14 protein-coding genes are annotated in these 16,113 nt (G+C 71.2%); 9 read left to right on the top strand and 5 right to left on the bottom strand.

The window, feature by feature from the left end; translation table 11 throughout:
* Positions 1-2: 2 nt before the first annotated feature.
* The 3 genes from ACE1OA_RS10800 (at position 3) to ACE1OA_RS10790 (ending at position 2,662) form a co-directional block, all read left to right on the top strand.
* Positions 3-512 carry a MarR family winged helix-turn-helix transcriptional regulator gene (locus ACE1OA_RS10800; RefSeq protein WP_356607666.1) on the top strand — a complete coding sequence of 170 codons (510 nt, stop codon included), beginning with the start codon at positions 3-5 and terminating at the stop codon, positions 510-512.
* A 43-nt stretch (positions 513-555) separates the two neighbouring features.
* Positions 556-888, top strand: coding sequence for a DUF3817 domain-containing protein (locus ACE1OA_RS10795; RefSeq protein ID WP_147981278.1), 333 nt, complete (start codon positions 556-558; stop codon positions 886-888).
* Positions 889-961: 73 nt separating this feature from the next.
* The gene (locus ACE1OA_RS10790; RefSeq protein ID WP_386544266.1) at positions 962-2,662 is read left to right on the top strand and encodes an acyl-CoA mutase large subunit family protein; all 1,701 of its coding nucleotides are present in this window, start codon (positions 962-964) and stop codon (positions 2,660-2,662) included.
* 46 nt (positions 2,663-2,708) lie between these two features.
* On the opposite strand, the gene ACE1OA_RS10785 is transcribed toward ACE1OA_RS10790, so the two are convergent.
* Complete coding sequence (locus ACE1OA_RS10785; RefSeq protein WP_384869411.1) at positions 2,709-3,125, bottom strand: PPOX class F420-dependent oxidoreductase; 417 nt, start codon at positions 3,123-3,125, stop codon at positions 2,709-2,711.
* A gap of 98 nt (positions 3,126-3,223) precedes the next feature.
* Positions 3,224-3,859, bottom strand: a complete 636-nt coding sequence (locus ACE1OA_RS10780) for a TetR/AcrR family transcriptional regulator (RefSeq protein ID WP_356607660.1) — start codon at positions 3,857-3,859, stop codon at positions 3,224-3,226.
* 295 nt (positions 3,860-4,154) lie between these two features.
* On the opposite strand from ACE1OA_RS10780, the gene ACE1OA_RS10775 reads away from it, so the two are divergent.
* The 4 genes from ACE1OA_RS10775 (at position 4,155) to ACE1OA_RS10760 (ending at position 8,364) form a co-directional block, all read left to right on the top strand.
* Positions 4,155-5,123 carry a tetratricopeptide repeat protein gene (locus ACE1OA_RS10775; RefSeq protein WP_356607658.1) on the top strand — a complete coding sequence of 323 codons (969 nt, stop codon included), beginning with the start codon at positions 4,155-4,157 and terminating at the stop codon, positions 5,121-5,123.
* Positions 5,124-5,708: 585 nt separating this feature from the next.
* Complete coding sequence (locus ACE1OA_RS10770) at positions 5,709-6,359, top strand: DUF6230 family protein (protein WP_147981283.1); 651 nt, start codon at positions 5,709-5,711, stop codon at positions 6,357-6,359.
* Positions 6,360-6,488: 129 nt separating this feature from the next.
* Entirely contained in the window at positions 6,489-7,100 is a 612-nt protein-coding gene (locus ACE1OA_RS10765) for a DUF6114 domain-containing protein (RefSeq protein WP_384869405.1), read from the top strand.
* The gene (locus ACE1OA_RS10760; RefSeq protein ID WP_384869402.1) at positions 7,090-8,364 is read left to right on the top strand and encodes a hypothetical protein; all 1,275 of its coding nucleotides are present in this window, start codon (positions 7,090-7,092) and stop codon (positions 8,362-8,364) included. Before ACE1OA_RS10765 ends, ACE1OA_RS10760 begins: the two co-directional genes overlap by 11 nt.
* An 82-nt stretch (positions 8,365-8,446) precedes the next feature.
* Here the strand turns inward: ACE1OA_RS10760 and pyk are convergent, their stop codons facing one another.
* The 3 genes from pyk to pta form a co-directional block, all read right to left on the bottom strand.
* Entirely contained in the window at positions 8,447-9,877 is a 1,431-nt protein-coding gene (gene pyk, locus ACE1OA_RS10755) for a pyruvate kinase (protein WP_356607652.1), read from the bottom strand.
* Between the two features lie 74 nt (positions 9,878-9,951).
* Positions 9,952-11,169, bottom strand: coding sequence for an acetate kinase (locus ACE1OA_RS10750; protein ID WP_356775474.1), 1,218 nt, complete (start codon positions 11,167-11,169; stop codon positions 9,952-9,954).
* Positions 11,166-13,247: a phosphate acetyltransferase gene (gene pta / locus ACE1OA_RS10745; protein ID WP_384869397.1), complete on the bottom strand. Its 2,082-nt coding sequence runs from the start codon at positions 13,245-13,247 to the stop codon at positions 11,166-11,168. The genes ACE1OA_RS10750 and pta overlap by 4 nt, the downstream gene beginning before the upstream one ends.
* A 362-nt stretch (positions 13,248-13,609) precedes the next feature.
* Here pta and ACE1OA_RS10740 point away from each other — a divergent pair, with 362 nt between their 5' ends.
* The gene (locus ACE1OA_RS10740; RefSeq protein ID WP_356607646.1) at positions 13,610-14,635 is read left to right on the top strand and encodes an ATP-dependent 6-phosphofructokinase; all 1,026 of its coding nucleotides are present in this window, start codon (positions 13,610-13,612) and stop codon (positions 14,633-14,635) included.
* 238 nt (positions 14,636-14,873) lie between these two features.
* Positions 14,874-15,986, top strand: a complete 1,113-nt coding sequence (locus ACE1OA_RS10735; RefSeq protein ID WP_384869394.1) for a hypothetical protein — start codon at positions 14,874-14,876, stop codon at positions 15,984-15,986.
* Positions 15,987-16,113 lie beyond the last annotated feature (127 nt).

Genomic DNA, 16,113 nt, shown 5'->3' with positions numbered 1-16,113 from the left:
GCGTGCCGAAGCCGCTCAGTCTCCCGTTCGACCCCATCGCCCGCGCCGACGAACTCTGGCAGAAGCGCTGGGGTCCGGTCCCCTCGATGGCCGCGATCACCTCGATCATGCGGGCCCACCAGATCCTCCTCGCCGAGGTCGACGCGGTCGTCAAGCCGTACGGACTGACCTTCGCGCGCTACGAGGCCCTGGTGCTCCTCACCTTCTCCAAGGCCGGCGAGCTGCCGATGTCCAAGATCGGCGAGCGGCTCATGGTCCACCCCACCTCGGTGACGAACACCGTGGACCGGCTCGTGCGGTCCGGTCTGGTCGACAAGCGGCCCAATCCCAACGACGGCCGCGGCACCCTCGCCTCCATCACGGACAAGGGTCGCGAGGTGGTCGAGGCGGCCACCCGCGACCTGATGGGGATGGACTTCGGGCTCGGGGTCTACGACGCCGAGGAGTGCGCCGAGATCTTCGCGATGCTGCGCCCCCTGCGCGTGAACGCGCACGACTTCGACGAGAGCTGACCCGCGCGAAGATCGCCCGGAACGTGCCGTTACGCTCGACGGCATGAAATCCAGCGTGCTGACCCGCTACCGCGTCATGGCGTACGTGACCGCCGTCATGCTGCTCGTGCTGTGCACCTGCATGGTCTTCAAGTACGGGTTCGAGACGGGCGAGGACGTGACCTTCGCGGTCTCCCAGGCCCACGGCGTCCTCTACATCATCTACCTGATCTTCGCCTTCGACCTGGGCTCCAAGGCGAAGTGGCCGTTCGGCCGGCTGCTCTGGGTCCTGCTGTCGGGCACGATCCCCTTCGCCGCCTTCTTCGTCGAGCGCAAGGTCGTCCGCGACACGCTTCCGCTGGTCAGCGGCGCGCAGCCGGAGCCGGTCAAGGCCTGATCGCCCACCTCCGTACCCATGTGCGGAGGTTTGCCGTCGACATTTACTAGGACGTCCTAGTAAATTCGACGGTATGGACGCTGACGCGATCGAGGAAGGCCGCCGACGCTGGCAGGCCCGTTACGACAAGGCCCACAAGCGCGACGCCGACTTCACCACGCTCTCCGGTGACCCGGTCGAGCCGGTCTACGGGCCCCGGCCGGGGGACGCCTACGAGGGGTTCGAGCGCATCGGCTGGCCGGGCGAGTACCCCTTCACCCGGGGTCTGCACCCCACCGGGTACCGCGGCCGGACCTGGACCATCCGCCAGTTCGCCGGCTTCGGCAACGCCGAGCAGACCAACGAGCGGTACAAGATGATCCTGGCCGCCGGCGGCGGCGGGCTCTCGGTCGCCTTCGACATGCCGACCCTGATGGGCCGCGACTCGGACGACCCGCGCTCGCTCGGCGAGGTCGGCCACTGCGGCGTCGCCATCGACTCCGCCGCCGACATGGAGGTCCTGTTCAAGGACATCCCGCTCGGCGACGTGACCACCTCCATGACGATCTCGGGCCCCGCCGTGCCCGTCTTCTGCATGTACCTGGTCGCCGCCGAGCGCCAGGGTGTCGACCCGGCCGTGCTGAACGGCACGCTCCAGACCGACATCTTCAAGGAGTACATCGCGCAGAAGGAGTGGCTCTTCCAGCCCGAGCCGCACCTGCGCCTGATCGGCGACCTGATGGAGCACTGCGCGCAGGGCATCCCCGCGTACAAGCCGCTCTCGGTCTCCGGCTACCACATCCGCGAGGCCGGGGCGACGGCCGCGCAGGAGCTCGCCTACACCCTCGCCGACGGCTTCGGCTACGTGGAGCTCGGTCTCTCGCGCGGCCTGGACGTCGACGTCTTCGCGCCCGGTCTCTCCTTCTTCTTCGACGCGCACCTCGACTTCTTCGAGGAGATCGCCAAGTTCCGCGCCGCCCGCCGGATCTGGGCCCGCTGGATGAAGGAGGTCTACGGGGCCAGGACCGACAAGGCCCAGTGGCTCCGCTTCCACACCCAGACCGCCGGTGTGTCCCTCACCGCCCAGCAGCCGTACAACAACGTCGTGCGCACGGCCGTGGAGGCCCTCTCCGCGGTCCTCGGCGGCACGAACTCGCTGCACACCAACGCCCTCGACGAGACCCTGGCGCTCCCCAGCGCGCAGGCCGCCGAGATCGCGCTGCGCACCCAGCAGGTGCTGATGGAGGAGACGGGTGTGGCCAACGTGGCCGACCCGCTGGGCGGCTCCTGGTACGTCGAGCAGCTCACCGACCGCATCGAGGCCGACGCCGAGAAGATCTTCGACCAGATCAAGGAGCGCGGCCGGCGCGCCCACCCGGACGGGCAGCACCCGATCGGTCCGATCACCTCGGGCATCCTGCGCGGCATCGAGGACGGCTGGTTCACCGGCGAGATCGCCGAGTCCGCCTTCCGGTACCAGCAGTCCCTGGAGAAGGGCGACAAGCGGGTCGTCGGCGTCAACGTGCACCACGGCTCGGTCACCGGCGACCTGGAGATCCTGCGGGTCAGCCACGAGGTCGAGTGGGAGCAGGTCCGGATCCTGGGCGAGCGCAAGGACCGGCGCGACGACGCCCGCGTCCGCGCCGCGCTCGACGCGATGCTGGCGGCCGCCCGGGACGGTTCGAACATGATCGGCCCCATGCTCGACGCGGTCCGCGCGGAGGCCACGCTCGGCGAGATCTGCGACGTGCTCCGCGACGAGTGGGGCATCTACACGGAGCCGCCGGGCTTCTAGGGCGTGTGGCGACGGAGGGGGCGGCGGCTGCCGCCCCCTCCGGTCGTCACGGCTGCTTCGCCGCCGTGCCCAGCACCCGCTGCGGGGTGATCCGGACGGCCACGCGCACCACCTCGGAGGGCAGTTCGAGGTACTCCTGACCCGCGCCCGGCCCCTCGTAGTGCTCGGCGAGCGCCACCGCGAGCGCCCGGCCGGCGTCCTCGGTGACCGTGGCCGTGCCCCGTATCTCGGCGTAGTGCAGCGGGTCCCGGCGGTCGTACACGGTCAGGCTCACGCGCGGATCGGCCTGGATGTTGCGGACCTTGCGGCGGCCGTCCTGGGTGGAGACGAGCAGGTCGTCGCCGTCGCGGGCCACCCAGACCACCGAGGTCTGCGGGGAGCCGTCGGGGTGGACGGTGGCCAGGACCGCCGGATGGGTGTCGTCCAGAAGCGCGCGTACGGCGCTGTTCAAAGGTGTCGTCACCGCCGCGACGATAGGCGCTGTCCGGACGATCTTCCAGGAGGCGGCCCGGGTGCCGCTCTGCCCGCGACCGGGGGATACGCGGCCCTTCCGGGGCGCGTTCAGCCCTGCGCGGCCGCCGCGCCGAGGCCGCCCACGAGCAGCGCGCACAGCCGCTGGACCCACTGTTCGTCGACCGGTTCGGCGCTCACGAGGGCCCGGTGGACCACCGCGCCGGCGATCACGTCGAAGATCAGGTCGTCCGTGGCGTCGATCGTGGCGGGGTCCCGGTCGGTGGGCAGCTCGCCCCGGGCCTGGGCCCGTTGGCGCCCCTCCAGTACCAGCCGCTTCTGCCGGTCGACGATCGAGGTGCGGATCCGCTCGCGCAGCGGTGCGTCCCGGGTGGACTCGGCCACCACCGCCATCAGGGCCGTCTTGGTCTCCGGCCGCTGGAGCAGCTCGGCGAACTGCAGCACCACGTTCTCGATGTCCGCCTGCAGGCTGCCGAGGTCGGGCAGTTCGAGCTCGTCGAAGAGCACCGCGACGGCGTCCACCACCAGCTCGTTCTTGTTGCCCCAGCGGCGGTACAGCGTGGTCTTGGCGACCCCCGCCCGCGTCGCCACGTCGCCCATCGTGAGCTTGGACCAGCCCAGGTCGACCAGGGCCGCGCGGGTCGCCTCCAGGATCGCGGCATCGGCCTCGACCGAACGGGGGCGGCCGGGGCGGCCGGTGGTGCGGGAGCGGGTACGGCTGCACATGGAGGCGACCATACCCGCCGGTAGGTATTGCGCCAGAGGTGCGTGATGTGAGGCAGTTCACCGCCGGGAACCGCCCGGCCTTTTTGCCGCGCGGTGCCCCGCACAGTTACGCTACGACCTGTAGCGAAAGGCCTGAGCGGCCCCAGCGACAACCACACGCACTGGGTGGGGACCCGGTGCAACCTGACGAGAACCGTGTTCGTCCGTACGTCTCGCACACCGGCGGGAGGCCTGCGGGCGGCACGGTTCAGCCATGGCTTACCGGTAACGCGCGCGGAAGGGGGAGGATGTACTCATGCAGCCCAGAAACATGTCCATGAGCGGCGTCGTCGACCTCGCCGCGGTGAAGGCGGCCGGAGAGGCCAAGGTCAAGGCGGAGCAGGCGCGCGCCGAGGCCGCCCGGCACGGCGGCACCCCTGCCGTCGCCCCTTCCGCCCTGGTGATCGACGTCGACGAGGCAGGCTTCGAGCGCGACGTCCTGCAGCGCTCCGCCGAGGTTCCGGTCGTCATCGACTTCTGGGCCGAGTGGTGCGAGCCGTGCAAGCAGCTCGGCCCCCTCCTGGAGCGTCTCGCCGTCGAGTACAACGGCCGCTTCCTGCTGGCCAAGGTCGACGTCGACGCCAACCAGATGCTGATGCAGCAGTTCGGCATCCAGGGAATTCCGGCCGTTTTCGCGGTCGTGGCGGGCCAGGCCCTGCCGCTCTTCCAGGGCGCGGCGCCCGAGGCCCAGATCCGGCAGACCCTCGACCAGCTGATCCAGGTCGGCGAGGAGCGCTTCGGTCTGACCGGAATCGCCGTCGACTCCTCCGCCGAGGGCCTCGCCGACGAGGCGCCGGTGCCGGCCGGCCCGTACGACGCCCTGCTCGAGGCGGCCATGTCCGCGCTCGACGCCGGCGATCTCGCGGGTGCCGTGCAGGCGTACAAGAACGTGCTCGCCGACGACCCCGCCCACCCCGAGGCCAAGCTGGGTCTGGCCCAGGCCGAGTTGCTCGCCCGGGTACAGGACCTGGACCCGCAGCTGGTGCGCAAGGAGGCGGCGGACCGGCCGGCCGACGTCGCCGCGCAGATCGCCGCCGCCGACCTGGATCTGGTGGGCGGTCATGTCGAGGACGCTTTCAGCCGTCTTGTGGACGCCGTGCGCCGTACCGCCGGTGAGGACCGGGACGCGGCGCGCCTGCGTCTGCTGGAACTCTTCGAGGTCATCGGTCCGGACGACCCGCGGGTCACGACGGCCCGTCAGGCGCTCGCGCGCGTGCTGTTCTGACCCCGTCCGTCCCACCCGGGACGGTGCCGATTTGGCGACACAGTGACACAACGCGGCCGCGCTTTACCAAAACTTGGTAATCGCGGCCGCTGTTACTTGCAGTAAATCGAACCCGGATTTCTGTCCGTATTTCACCGGCATCCTCCTTCTATGTCTCGGGCCAAGGCTCCACCCTGTGTGGCCGCCCGACATCGCCCTGTCGTGGCGTGGTTATCCAGCCGTTACTAGCGAGTAACGAACCCCCTTGTGCCCCGGCCCGTAATGGACCACGATCGGCGACGCTCGGTCCTCCACCGCACCAAGCCCGGCAACCATCCGGGTGAGCGGCGAGGGTCCCCACCGAGCGGGCCGGCGACAGTGGCGCCGGCCGTGGACAGGGGGGTTCCTGCTCTCACCGGCAGGGCCTGTCCAAGCAGGTTGCGCGCAAGGCGTGGCCAGTGGTTGTCGCTCGGGGGTGATCGCCGGTGAAGCGGACGCACAGCGGCCGTTGTTCCGGCGCTTCTTCCCGAGGACGTAGCACTTCTCCCATCCCAGGACGGGCCCTGGGCCCATCCGGAGATGTACGTCCGAGAAGGAGGAATTCTCATGAAGTCCCAGGTTCGTGGCGGGACCAGATGGAAGCGGTTCGCCGTCGTCATGGTGCCGAGTGTGGCCGCGACGGCCGCGATCGGTGTCGGCCTGGCTCAGGGCGCGCTGGCCGCGTCCTTCAGCATCTCCGGCCAGGAGTTCAAGGTTAAGGCCGACAGCCTTGTCGGCAAGGACTTCGTGCAGTACGGCAGCCTCGCGTCCGGCAAGGACCTCGAGGGCAAGCCGTTCGCGGAGCCGGTCGGCGTCTCGGGCTTCTCCGAGGCGTGGATCACCAACATGTGCCAGTCCGTCGTGACGCCGAAGGTTCCGTTCATCGGCAACGTCTCGCTGGAGCTGCGCGCCGGTACGGACAACGGCGAGCCCGTCTACGCGAAGGACATCTACCTCGATGTCTCCTCGCTGAAGGCGGACGCGGAGTTCGGCAACATCGACATCGGTGTTGCGGCGGGCTCCCTGCCGAAGTCGCAGGGCAAGCCGGGCATCCAGCCGGGCACCCAGGCGAACCCGTACGGCTTCTCGCAGCGTGCCGAGACGGCGACGCTGAAGAACGTGGAGCAGAAGGCCTGGGCGACCACCGCCGGCACCTTCAAGCTTCCCGACCTGAAGCTGTCGCTGCACAAGGGCACCAAGGAGTGCTTCTCCGAGTAATCACTCGGCGAGCACCCAGCTCGGCGGGCGTGGGCCGTCGTTCGTTCCGTACGGCCCGCGCCCGTTCCCGGCCATAGCGCCACTTTCTCGACTTTTCTCAGCAACACCGCTTCCAGGGAGCTGTTTTCCATGAGCGCCGAGTCCACTGCTTCCCGCGGAGTCCCGAACGAACACCGCTTCCGCACCTGGCGGGGTACCCGGCCGTTCTGGGCCGGTCTGTTCACCATGCTGGGCGGCGTGCCGATCGCGTACCTTCCGTACGCCGACATGCGGCTCGGCAACATGACGATCGCCATGGCGACCACGGCCGGCGCCGGCGCGCTGATCATCGGCGTACTGCTGGTGACGCTCGGCCTCACCATGTGGTTCCAGCCGATCGTCCGGGTGTTCGCGGGTGTGGCCGCGATCGTGCTGGCGCTCGTCTCCATCCCGGTGTCGAACTTCGGCGGTCTCGTCTTCGGCTTCCTCTTCTCCATGGTCGGCGGCTGCCTCTCGGTCGCCTGGGCGCCGGGCGCCCCGGTGGAGGAGACCGAGCAGACCGAGGACGAGGAAGTCCCGGGCGAGTACGGGTACGACGGTCCGCAGCAGGGTCCGGAGGGTGACGAAGGCTTCGACGCCGTCGTGCCGGTGCCGGTTCCGGAGCAGCGCGCCGGTCAGGAGCCGGGCCTCTCGGCGGGTCCCGGTGCGCAGCCGACCGAAACGACGATCGACGCCAACGGCGGGAGGAACAGTGCGGGGTGACGAAACACAGTCGTCGCAGTCGGCGACGACTGGGGACAGCGCCACTCTGGCCAGCAGGGGTCCGCGGCACGCGGCCCCGCGCAAGTCACTGCTGAACAGAATCCAGGTACCGGCGGGCAAGGCGATGGCCCTGGCGGCCATGCCGACCGCGGTGCTCGTCGGCATGGGGCTGACGCCCCGGCTCGCCCTCGCCGACGAGAAGGACATCCCGTTCGCTCCCGGTCCGTGCGTGACCCGCTCGGACGAGCCGGCGGCCGAGGAGACGACGAAGCCCGCCGAGACGCCCACGCCGACCGCCAGCGCGTCCGCGACGGAGAAGCCCGCCCCGGAGGCCACCGAGGAGAAGGAGACGCCGGCACCCGGCGCCACCCCCTCGGCCGACGAGAGCGCGAAGGCCGTCACGGAGCAGCGGCCCGCCGCACAGCAGGCGCCCGCTCCGACGCCGACCCCGACGAAGAGCGTCAACCCGCTCGACCCGCTGGGCCTCGGCGACAAGCTCAAGGACCTCTTCGACGGCCCCGACGCCACGCCGACGAGCACGCCGTCCCCGACGGCCACCACCGAGGCTCCCGAGCCGACGACGGCCCCCACGACGGCTCCGACGAAGGCTCCCGAGACGGGCACGGCACCCAAGACGCAGACCCCGGCCGACAAGGCCAAGGACGCGATCAAGGACGCCGCCGACAAGGCGGGTGCCAAGGTCGAGGAGCTGCCCGAGGACGCCAAGGGCCTCGACGCCAAGAAGGACGAGGACATACCCGAGGGCGCCAAGCCGCGCTTCCCGTGCCCCGAGCCCGACCCCGCGGCGCTCGCGGCGGCCGACCTGGAGCAGGGCATCCCGCTGCTCCCGGACGAGCCGTGGAAGCTGGAGAGCTCGCTGCTCACGCTGAAGGGCCTCAAGTACCACGGCATCGTCGAGGTCAAGACGGGCAGCGGCAAGATCAAGAAGGTGCTGAAGTTCACCGCGAGCGAGGTCGACATCAAGGACCTGCACCAGTTCACGGTGCACTCGCAGGGCCGCACCGGTCACGTCCGCTCCGACAAGGGCTCGACGTCGACCATCCGCAACGGCACGGTGACCATGTACACGGAGCAGCTGAAGGGCAACCTCTTCGGTCTCATCCCGATCACCTTCAACCCGCAGACCCCGCCGCCGCTCGACGTCCCGTTCGCCTTCTTCAGCGACGTGGAGGTCATCCAGGCGGGCCAGTTCGGCGGCACCCTCAAGGTGCCCGGCCTGCGCAACACGGTCGAACCGAGCTGACCGGCCGCTCCGGTGGCCGCACACGACGAGGGCCCCCGTCCGATCCGGACGGGGGCCCTCGTCATGCCGCGTGCGGAGCGCGTCAGTCGCGCTCTCCGCCGCCCAGGTGGTGCACCCGGACCATGTTCGTGCTGCCGGGGACGCCGGGAGGCGAGCCGGCGGTGATGACCATCGTGTCGCCCTCGTTGTAGCGCTGGAGCTTCAGCAGCTCCGCGTCGACCAGCTCGACCATCGCGTCGGTGGTCTGCACGAACGGCGCGAGGAAGGGCTCCACGCCCCAGCTCAGGGTGAGCTGGTTGCGGGTCGACTCCTCCGTCGTGAAGGCCAGGATCGGCTGCGTCGCGCGGTAGCGCGAGAGGCGGCGGGCGGTGTCGCCGGACTGCGTGAAGGCGATCAGCGCCTGGCCACCCAGGAAGTCCGCGATCTCGCAGGCCGCACGGGCGACCGAGCCGCCCTGCGTACGCGGCTTCTTGCCGGGCACGAGCGGCTGCAGGCCCTTGGAGAGCAGCTCCTCCTCGGCCGCGACGACGATCTTCGACATCGTCTTCACGGTCTCGATCGGGTACGCGCCGACGGAGGACTCCGCCGAGAGCATGACCGCGTCCGCGCCGTCCAGGATCGCGTTGGCCACGTCGGAGGCCTCGGCGCGCGTGGGGCGGGAGTTGGTGATCATCGACTCCATCATCTGGGTGGCGACGATGACCGGCTTGGCGTTGCGGCGGCACATCTCCACGAGGCGCTTCTGCACCATCGGGACCTTCTCCAGCGGGTACTCCACGGCGAGGTCGCCGCGGGCCACCATGACCGCGTCGAAGGCGGCGACGACGTCCACCATGTTCTCGACGGCCTGCGGCTTCTCCACCTTGGCGATGACGGGGACCCGGCGGCCCTCCTCGTCCATCACCTTGTGGACGTCCTTGACGTCGTTGGCGTCGCGGACGAAGGAGAGGGCGACCATGTCGCAGCCCATCCGGAGGGCGAAGCGGAGGTCCTCGACGTCCTTCTCGGACAGGGCCGGGACGTTCACCGCCGCGCCGGGCAGGTTGATGCCCTTGTGGTCGGAGATGACACCGCCCTCGACGACGATCGTCTTCACCCGCGGGCCCTCGACCTCGACGACGCGGAGCTCGACGTTGCCGTCGTTGATCAGGACCTGGTCGCCCTTGGACACGTCGCCGGGCAGGCCCTTGTAGGTGGTGCCGCAGATGGACTTGTCCCCGGGGACGTCCTCGACGGTGATGGTGAACTCGTCACCGCGCACCAGCTCGACGGGACCCTCCGCGAAGGTCTCCAGACGGATCTTGGGGCCCTGGAGGTCGGCGAGCACGCCCACGGCGCGGCCGGTGTCCGCCACCGCCCTGCGGAGACGGTCGTACCGCTCCTGGTGCTCTGCCTGGGTCCCGTGGCTCATGTTGAATCGGGCCACGTTCATACCGGCCTCGATGAGAGCCTTCAGCTGCTCATACGAGTCGACGGCGGGGCCCAGCGTGCAGACGATTTTGGAACGGCGCATGAGGCGGATCCTATCGGTTTGTTTCACTGCGGAATATTCCGTCTGGCGGAATGTACAAATGGGCGCGTGGCCGCTCAGGCGTTCACTTCCTCCACCAGTGCGAAGCTCTGCCGGGCGATCTCCAGCTCCTCGTCGGTCGGCACCACGGCGACGGCCACCCGCGCGTACTCGGGCGAGATCAGCCGGGCCTCGTCGGACCGCACCGCGTTGAGGCCGGCGTCCACCGCGAGGCCCAGTTCCGCCAGGCCCGCGACCGCCGCCTCCCGCACCGGAGCCGCGTTCTCCCCGACGCCCGCCGTGAACGCCACCGCGTCCACCTTCCCCAGAACCGCGTAGTAAGCCCCGATGTACTTCTTCAGCCGGTGGACGTACACGTCGAAGGCGAGCGCCGCACGCTCGTCGCCCTCGTCGATCCGGCGCCGGATCTCCCGCATGTCGTTGTCGCCGCAGAGCCCGACCAGCCCGCTCCGCTTGTTCAGCAGCACGTCGATCTCGTCGGTCGACATGCCCGCCACCCGCTCCAGGTGGAAGGTGACCGCCGGGTCGATGTCGCCCGAACGCGTACCCATCACCAGGCCCTCCAGCGGGGTCAGGCCCATCGAGGTGTCCACGCACCGCCCGCCCCGTACGGCCGAGGCGGAGGCCCCGTTGCCCAGGTGCAGCACGATCACGTTCACCTCCTCGGGCGCCTTGCCGAGCAGCTTCGCCGTCTCGCGCGACACGTAGGCGTGCGAGGTGCCGTGGAAGCCGTAGCGGCGGATGCGGTGGGCGTCCGCCGTCTCCACGTCGATCGCGTACCGGGCCGCGTGCTCCGGCATCGTCGTGTGGAACGCGGTGTCGAAGACGGCGACCTGCGGCAGGTCCGGGCGCAGCTCCATCGCCGTGCGGATGCCGGTCAGGTTCGCCGGGTTGTGCAGCGGGGCGACCGGCACCAGCCGCTCGATCTCGGCCAGCACCTCGTCGTCGACGACGGTCGGCTGCGTGAACCGCAGCCCGCCGTGCACCACCCGGTGCCCGATCGCGGCCAGTTCGGGGGAGTCCAGGCCGAGTCCGTCCGCGGTCAGTTCCTCGGCCACCGCCTTCAGCGCGGCCGCGTGGTCGGCGACCGGGCCGGTCCGCTCGCGCCTCTCGCCGCCCCCGCCCTGGAGCGGGGTGTGCACCAGCCGCGAGGTCTCCTCGCCGATCCGCTCCACCAGCCCGACCGCCAGCCGGGTGTGCTCGCGCATGTCCAGCAACTGGTACTTCACCGACGACGAGCCGGAGTTGAGGACGAGGACACGGGACGCGGTCATGCGGGGAGCTCCTCACCCTGGGACTGGATCGCGGTGATGGCGACCGTGTTCACGATGTCGCTGACGAGCGCGCCGCGCGAGAGGTCGTTCACCGGCTTGCGCAGACCCTGGAGCACCGGTCCCACGGCCACCGCGCCGGCCGAACGCTGCACTGCCTTGTAGGTGTTGTTGCCGGTGTTGAGGTCCGGGAAGATCAGCACGGTCGCCTGGCCGGCCACCTCCGACTCGGGCAGCTTGGTCGCGGCGACGGAGGGTTCGACCGCCGCGTCGTACTGGATCGGCCCCTCGATGCGCAGCTCCGGACGGGACTCGCGCACCAGCTTGGTCGCCTCGCGCACCTTGTCCACGTCCGCGCCGGAACCCGAGGTGCCGGTGGAGTACGAGAGCATCGCGATCCGCGGCTCGACGCCGAAGCGGGCCGCCGTCGCAGCCGACTGCACGGCGATGTCCGCGAGCTGCTCGGCGTCCGGGTCCGGGTTGACCGCGCAGTCGCCGTAGACGAGCACCCGGTCCGCGAGGCACATGAAGAAGACGGAGGACACGATCGACGCCTCCGGCTTCGTCTTGATGATCTCGAAGGCCGGCCGGATCGTCGCGGCCGTGGAGTGCACCGAACCGGAGACCATGCCGTCGGCCAGACCCTCCTCGACCATCAGCGTCCCGAAGTAGTTCACGTCCGACACCACGTCGTACGCGAGCTCGACCGTGACGCCCTTGTGGGCGCGCAGCGTTGCGTACTTCTCCGCGAAGGCGTCGCGCAGCTCGGAGGTGCGCGGGTCGATCAGCTGGGTGGCCGACAGGTCGATGCCGAGGTCGGCGGCCTTCTTGCGGATCACCTCCACGTCGCCGAGCAGCGTCAGGTCGCAGACGTTGCGGCGGAGCAGGACGTCGGCGGCGCGCAGCACCCGCTCCTCGCCGCCCTCGGGCAGCACCACCCGGCGGCGGTGCGCGCGGGCCTGCTCCAGCAGGTCGTGCTCGAACATCATCGGCGTGACCCGGCCGCTGCGGGCCACCGAGATCCGCTTGAGCAGGTCGGCGGTGTCCACGTGCCGCTCGAAGAGGCCGATCGCGGTCTCCGCCTTGCGCGGTGTCGCCGCGTTCAACTTGCCTTCGAGGGCGAACAGTTCGGTGGCGATGGGGAAGCTGGTGCCGGGGACCGAGATCACCGGGGTACCGGGCGCGAGCCGGGCCGCCAGGGTCAGCACCGCGTCGCTGGGCCGCTCGTTCAGGGTGAGCAGCAACCCGGCGATCGGCGGGGTGCCGGACGAGTGGGCGGCCAGCGCGCCCACGACCAGGTCGGCGCGGTCCCCGGGGGTGACGACCAGACAGCCGGGGGTCAGCGCGCTCAGGAAGTTCGGCAGCATCGCGCCGCCGAAGACGAAGTCGAGGGCGTCCCGGGCCATGCCGGCGTCGTCGCCGAGCACGACCGAGGCGCCGAGCGCGTGCGCGATCTGGGCGACGGTCGGGGCGGCCAGCGCCGGCTCGTCGGGCAGGACGTAGCAGGGGACGGGCAGCCGGCTCGCGAGGCGTTCCGCGATGACCTCGCGGTCCTCGGCGGCCACCCGGTTGACGACCATCGCGAGCACGTCGCAGCCGAGCCCGTCGTACGCCCGGTAGGCGTTGCGGGCCTCGGCCCGTACGGACTCGGCGGGCTGGCCCTTGCCGCCCACCACGGGTATGACCGAGGCGCCGAACTCGTTGGCGAGCCGGGCGTTGATGGCCAGCTCGTCGGGGAGCTGGGTGGCGGCGAAGTCCGTGCCGAGGACGAGGACGACCTCGTAGTCCCGGGCCACCGCGTGGAAACGGTCGACGAGCCGGGAGACCAGCTCGTCGGTGCCCTGCTCGGCCTGGAGGTCGGACGCCTCGTGGTAGTCCATGCCGTAGACGGTCGACGCGTCCTGCGAGAGCCGGTAGCGGGCCCGCAGCAGATCGAACAGGCGGTCGGGGCCGTCGTGCACGAGGGGCCGGAACACCCCCACGCGGTCCACCTGGCGGGTCAGGAGCTCCATGACTCCCAGCTCGACGACCTGCCGGCCGTCCCCGCGGTCGATCCCGGTCACGTACACGCTGCGCGTCACGCCGTGGTCTCCTGTCCCGTTTCCGTCAGCCGAGGTGTTCTCAAGGCAGCTCGATAGGGTGGCAATGCCCTCTTGACAATACCTCCGGGGATGGCTAGAACGCCCGCCGGACGGAAGGTCCTGACGAGGGTCCCGCGAGGTCGGGACGAAAGGCCCCGGGCGGCCGTCCCGGAGGGCCGCCCGAGCCCTCCGCGGCCCCTAGTCTGGGCCGCGCCGGACCCGTGCGGGAGCCGCCCTCCGGCCCCGCCCTGGCGGGGCCGGAGCCGGACGCGCCGGGCGGTCGGGAGCGCGGGCGCCGGTCGGGGCGTGTGAGAATCGACAGGGCTCACCCGTTCCGCTACCCGAGCAGGAGACACAGCACGATGCGTATCGGAGTTCTCACCGCAGGCGGCGACTGCCCTGGCCTGAACGCAGTGATCCGGTCGGTCGTCCACCGCGCGCTCACCGGTCACGGAGACGAAGTCATCGGCTTCGAGGACGGGTTCAAGGGTCTCCTCGACGGGCACTTCCGCCCGCTCGACCTCAACGCGGTGAGCGGCATCCTCGCCCGCGGCGGCACGATCCTCGGCTCCGCCCGGCTGGAGCGCAACCGGCTGGCCGAAGCCGCCGCGTCCGCCCCGGAGTTGGCCAGGGAGTACGGCATCGACGTCCTCATCCCGATCGGCGGCGAGGGCACCCTGACCGCCTCGCGGATGCTCTCCGACGCCGGCATGCCCGTCGTCGGCGTGCCGAAGACCATCGACAACGACATCTCCGCCACCGACCGCACCTTCGGCTTCGACACGGCGGTGGGTGTGGCGACCGAGGCCATAGACCGCCTCAAGACCACCGCGGAGTCCCACCAGCGGGTGATGGTCGTCGAGGTGATGGGCCGTCACGCGGGCTGGATCGCCCTGGAGTCGGGCATGGCCGGCGGCGCCCACGGCATCTGTCTGCCCGAGCGGCCCTTCCAGGTCGACGACCTGGTCAAGATGGTCGAGGAGCGCTTCTCGCGCGGCAAGAAGTTCGCCGTCATCTGTGTCGCCGAGGGCGCCCACCCGGCGGAGGGCTCCATGGAATACCGGAAGGGCGAGATCGACCAGTACGGCCACGAGCGCTTCCAGGGCATCGGCAACCGGCTCGCGGTCGAGCTGGAGCGGCGCCTCGGCAAGGAGGCCCGGCCGGTCATCCTCGGTCACGTCCAGCGCGGCGGCACGCCCACCGCGTACGACCGGGTGCTCGCGACCCGCTTCGGCTGGCACGCGGTGGAGGCGGCGCACCGCGGCGACTTCGGCCGGATGACGGCGCTGCGCGGCACGGACGTCGTGATGGTGCCGCTCGCGGAGGCCATCACGCAGCTCAAGACGGTGCCCGCGAGCCGGATGTCCGAGGCGGAGTCGGTCTTCTGACCCGGCCGCCCCCGTACCTCACGGGGCGGCCCGCACGTCGAAGGGCCCCGACCGTCCCCCCGTGGACGGTCGGGGCCCTGCGTCTTCCCCCGCGCCCTTCCGGCCCCCGACCCGGAATTGCCGGTTTCCACTCTTGAGTCGAACAGCGCGATCAACAAGGCTTGGCCCTGTCCGGGACATGTCCCAACTCCGTCCCGGGCGCGGCCGGAGGCGGGCACGGCGAGGGCGGGGAGTGCGGATGACCGAGCGGGACCGCGGCGGGCGGCGCGCACCCGACCCGCGCGGGGCCGGCGACCCCGCGGCCTTCGTCGCACGCCTGCAGGACCTGAAGGACTGGTCCGGGCTGACCTACCGCGAGCTGACGGCCCACGCGCAGGCGCTGGGGCAGGTGCTGCCCCGCTCCACCGTGGCGAACATGCTGTCGCGCGCGACCCTGCCCCGTGAGGAGCTGCTGACGTCCTTCGTCCTGGCCTGCGGGGTGGACCCGGCCTCCCTGGAGAGCTGGCTGGTGGTCCGCAAGGAGCTGGCCGCGCGCGGGGCGTACGGCTCCGGTCCCGGGGCCGCCGCCACGGTGCCCGGTCAGAGGGCGGGGCCGACCGCCGGCGAGGACGACGGAGGCACCGAGGACGCCGAGGACGCCGAGAGCCCCGAGGACGCGACGGCCGGCGCCGGCGACCACGCGGACGGCGCGCTCCGCTGGCCCGCTGCCCCGGAGCCGGACCCCGAACCCGAGCCGCCGCGCCCCGGGGCCGGCCCCCGGGTCCGGCGCGCGCTCGTCGCGCTCGTCGCCGTCACGGGACTCGTCCTCGCCGGGGTCAGCGTCGTCGTCGCGCTCGTCGGCCACGGCACCCCGGAGGCGACCCCGGGGCGGCCCCGGCTGACGGCCCCGGCCGCGGGCGACGTGCGGATCCGGGTGATCGGCTCGGACCTCTGCCTCGGCGAGCGGCGCGGCGGAAGGAGCGGCCAGGTCTTCCAGCAGGAGTGCGCCGGTGCCACGACCCCGCTCTACTCGCTGAAGGACCTCGGCGCGGAGCGCTGGCGGATCGTCTCGGACCACCCCGACTACGGTCCCGGCTGCTCCGGCATCCCCTCCGGGGGCCGCATACCGGACGCCGCGCTGGAGGACTCGGAGTGCGGTGATCCGACCCGCGTCGAGCGCTTCGCGCTGGAGCCGCTCGGCACGCCGGTCCGCGGCTACCGCATCGTGCCCGTGGGCTCGGCGACCGCCGGGGTGTGCGTGACCGTGGTGGGCGACCGCACCGCCGCGTGGGCGGGGCTGGCCCAGGCCCCGTGCCGGGCGGACGGGCAGGGCCAGCTCTTCAGCTTCGACCGCCGGGGCGCCTCCGGCTGACCCCGCGCGGGTCCTGGGACAGTCGCCGGGCCGGACAGCCCGGGGATCGCGTTCCGCCGGTCGTCCCGCACCGCCGGGACGGAAGCGGAGGACTCCCGGCGTGGAAGGAGTGACGAAGGATCGGTGA

It is taken from the genome of Streptomyces sp. JL2001, from assembly GCF_050917515.1.
In the GTDB taxonomy this organism is placed as follows: Bacteria; Actinomycetota; Actinomycetes; order Streptomycetales; family Streptomycetaceae; genus Streptomyces.
Note: the sequence above shows the minus strand (reverse complement) of the source record. Positions and strands in the feature narration are given on the sequence as shown.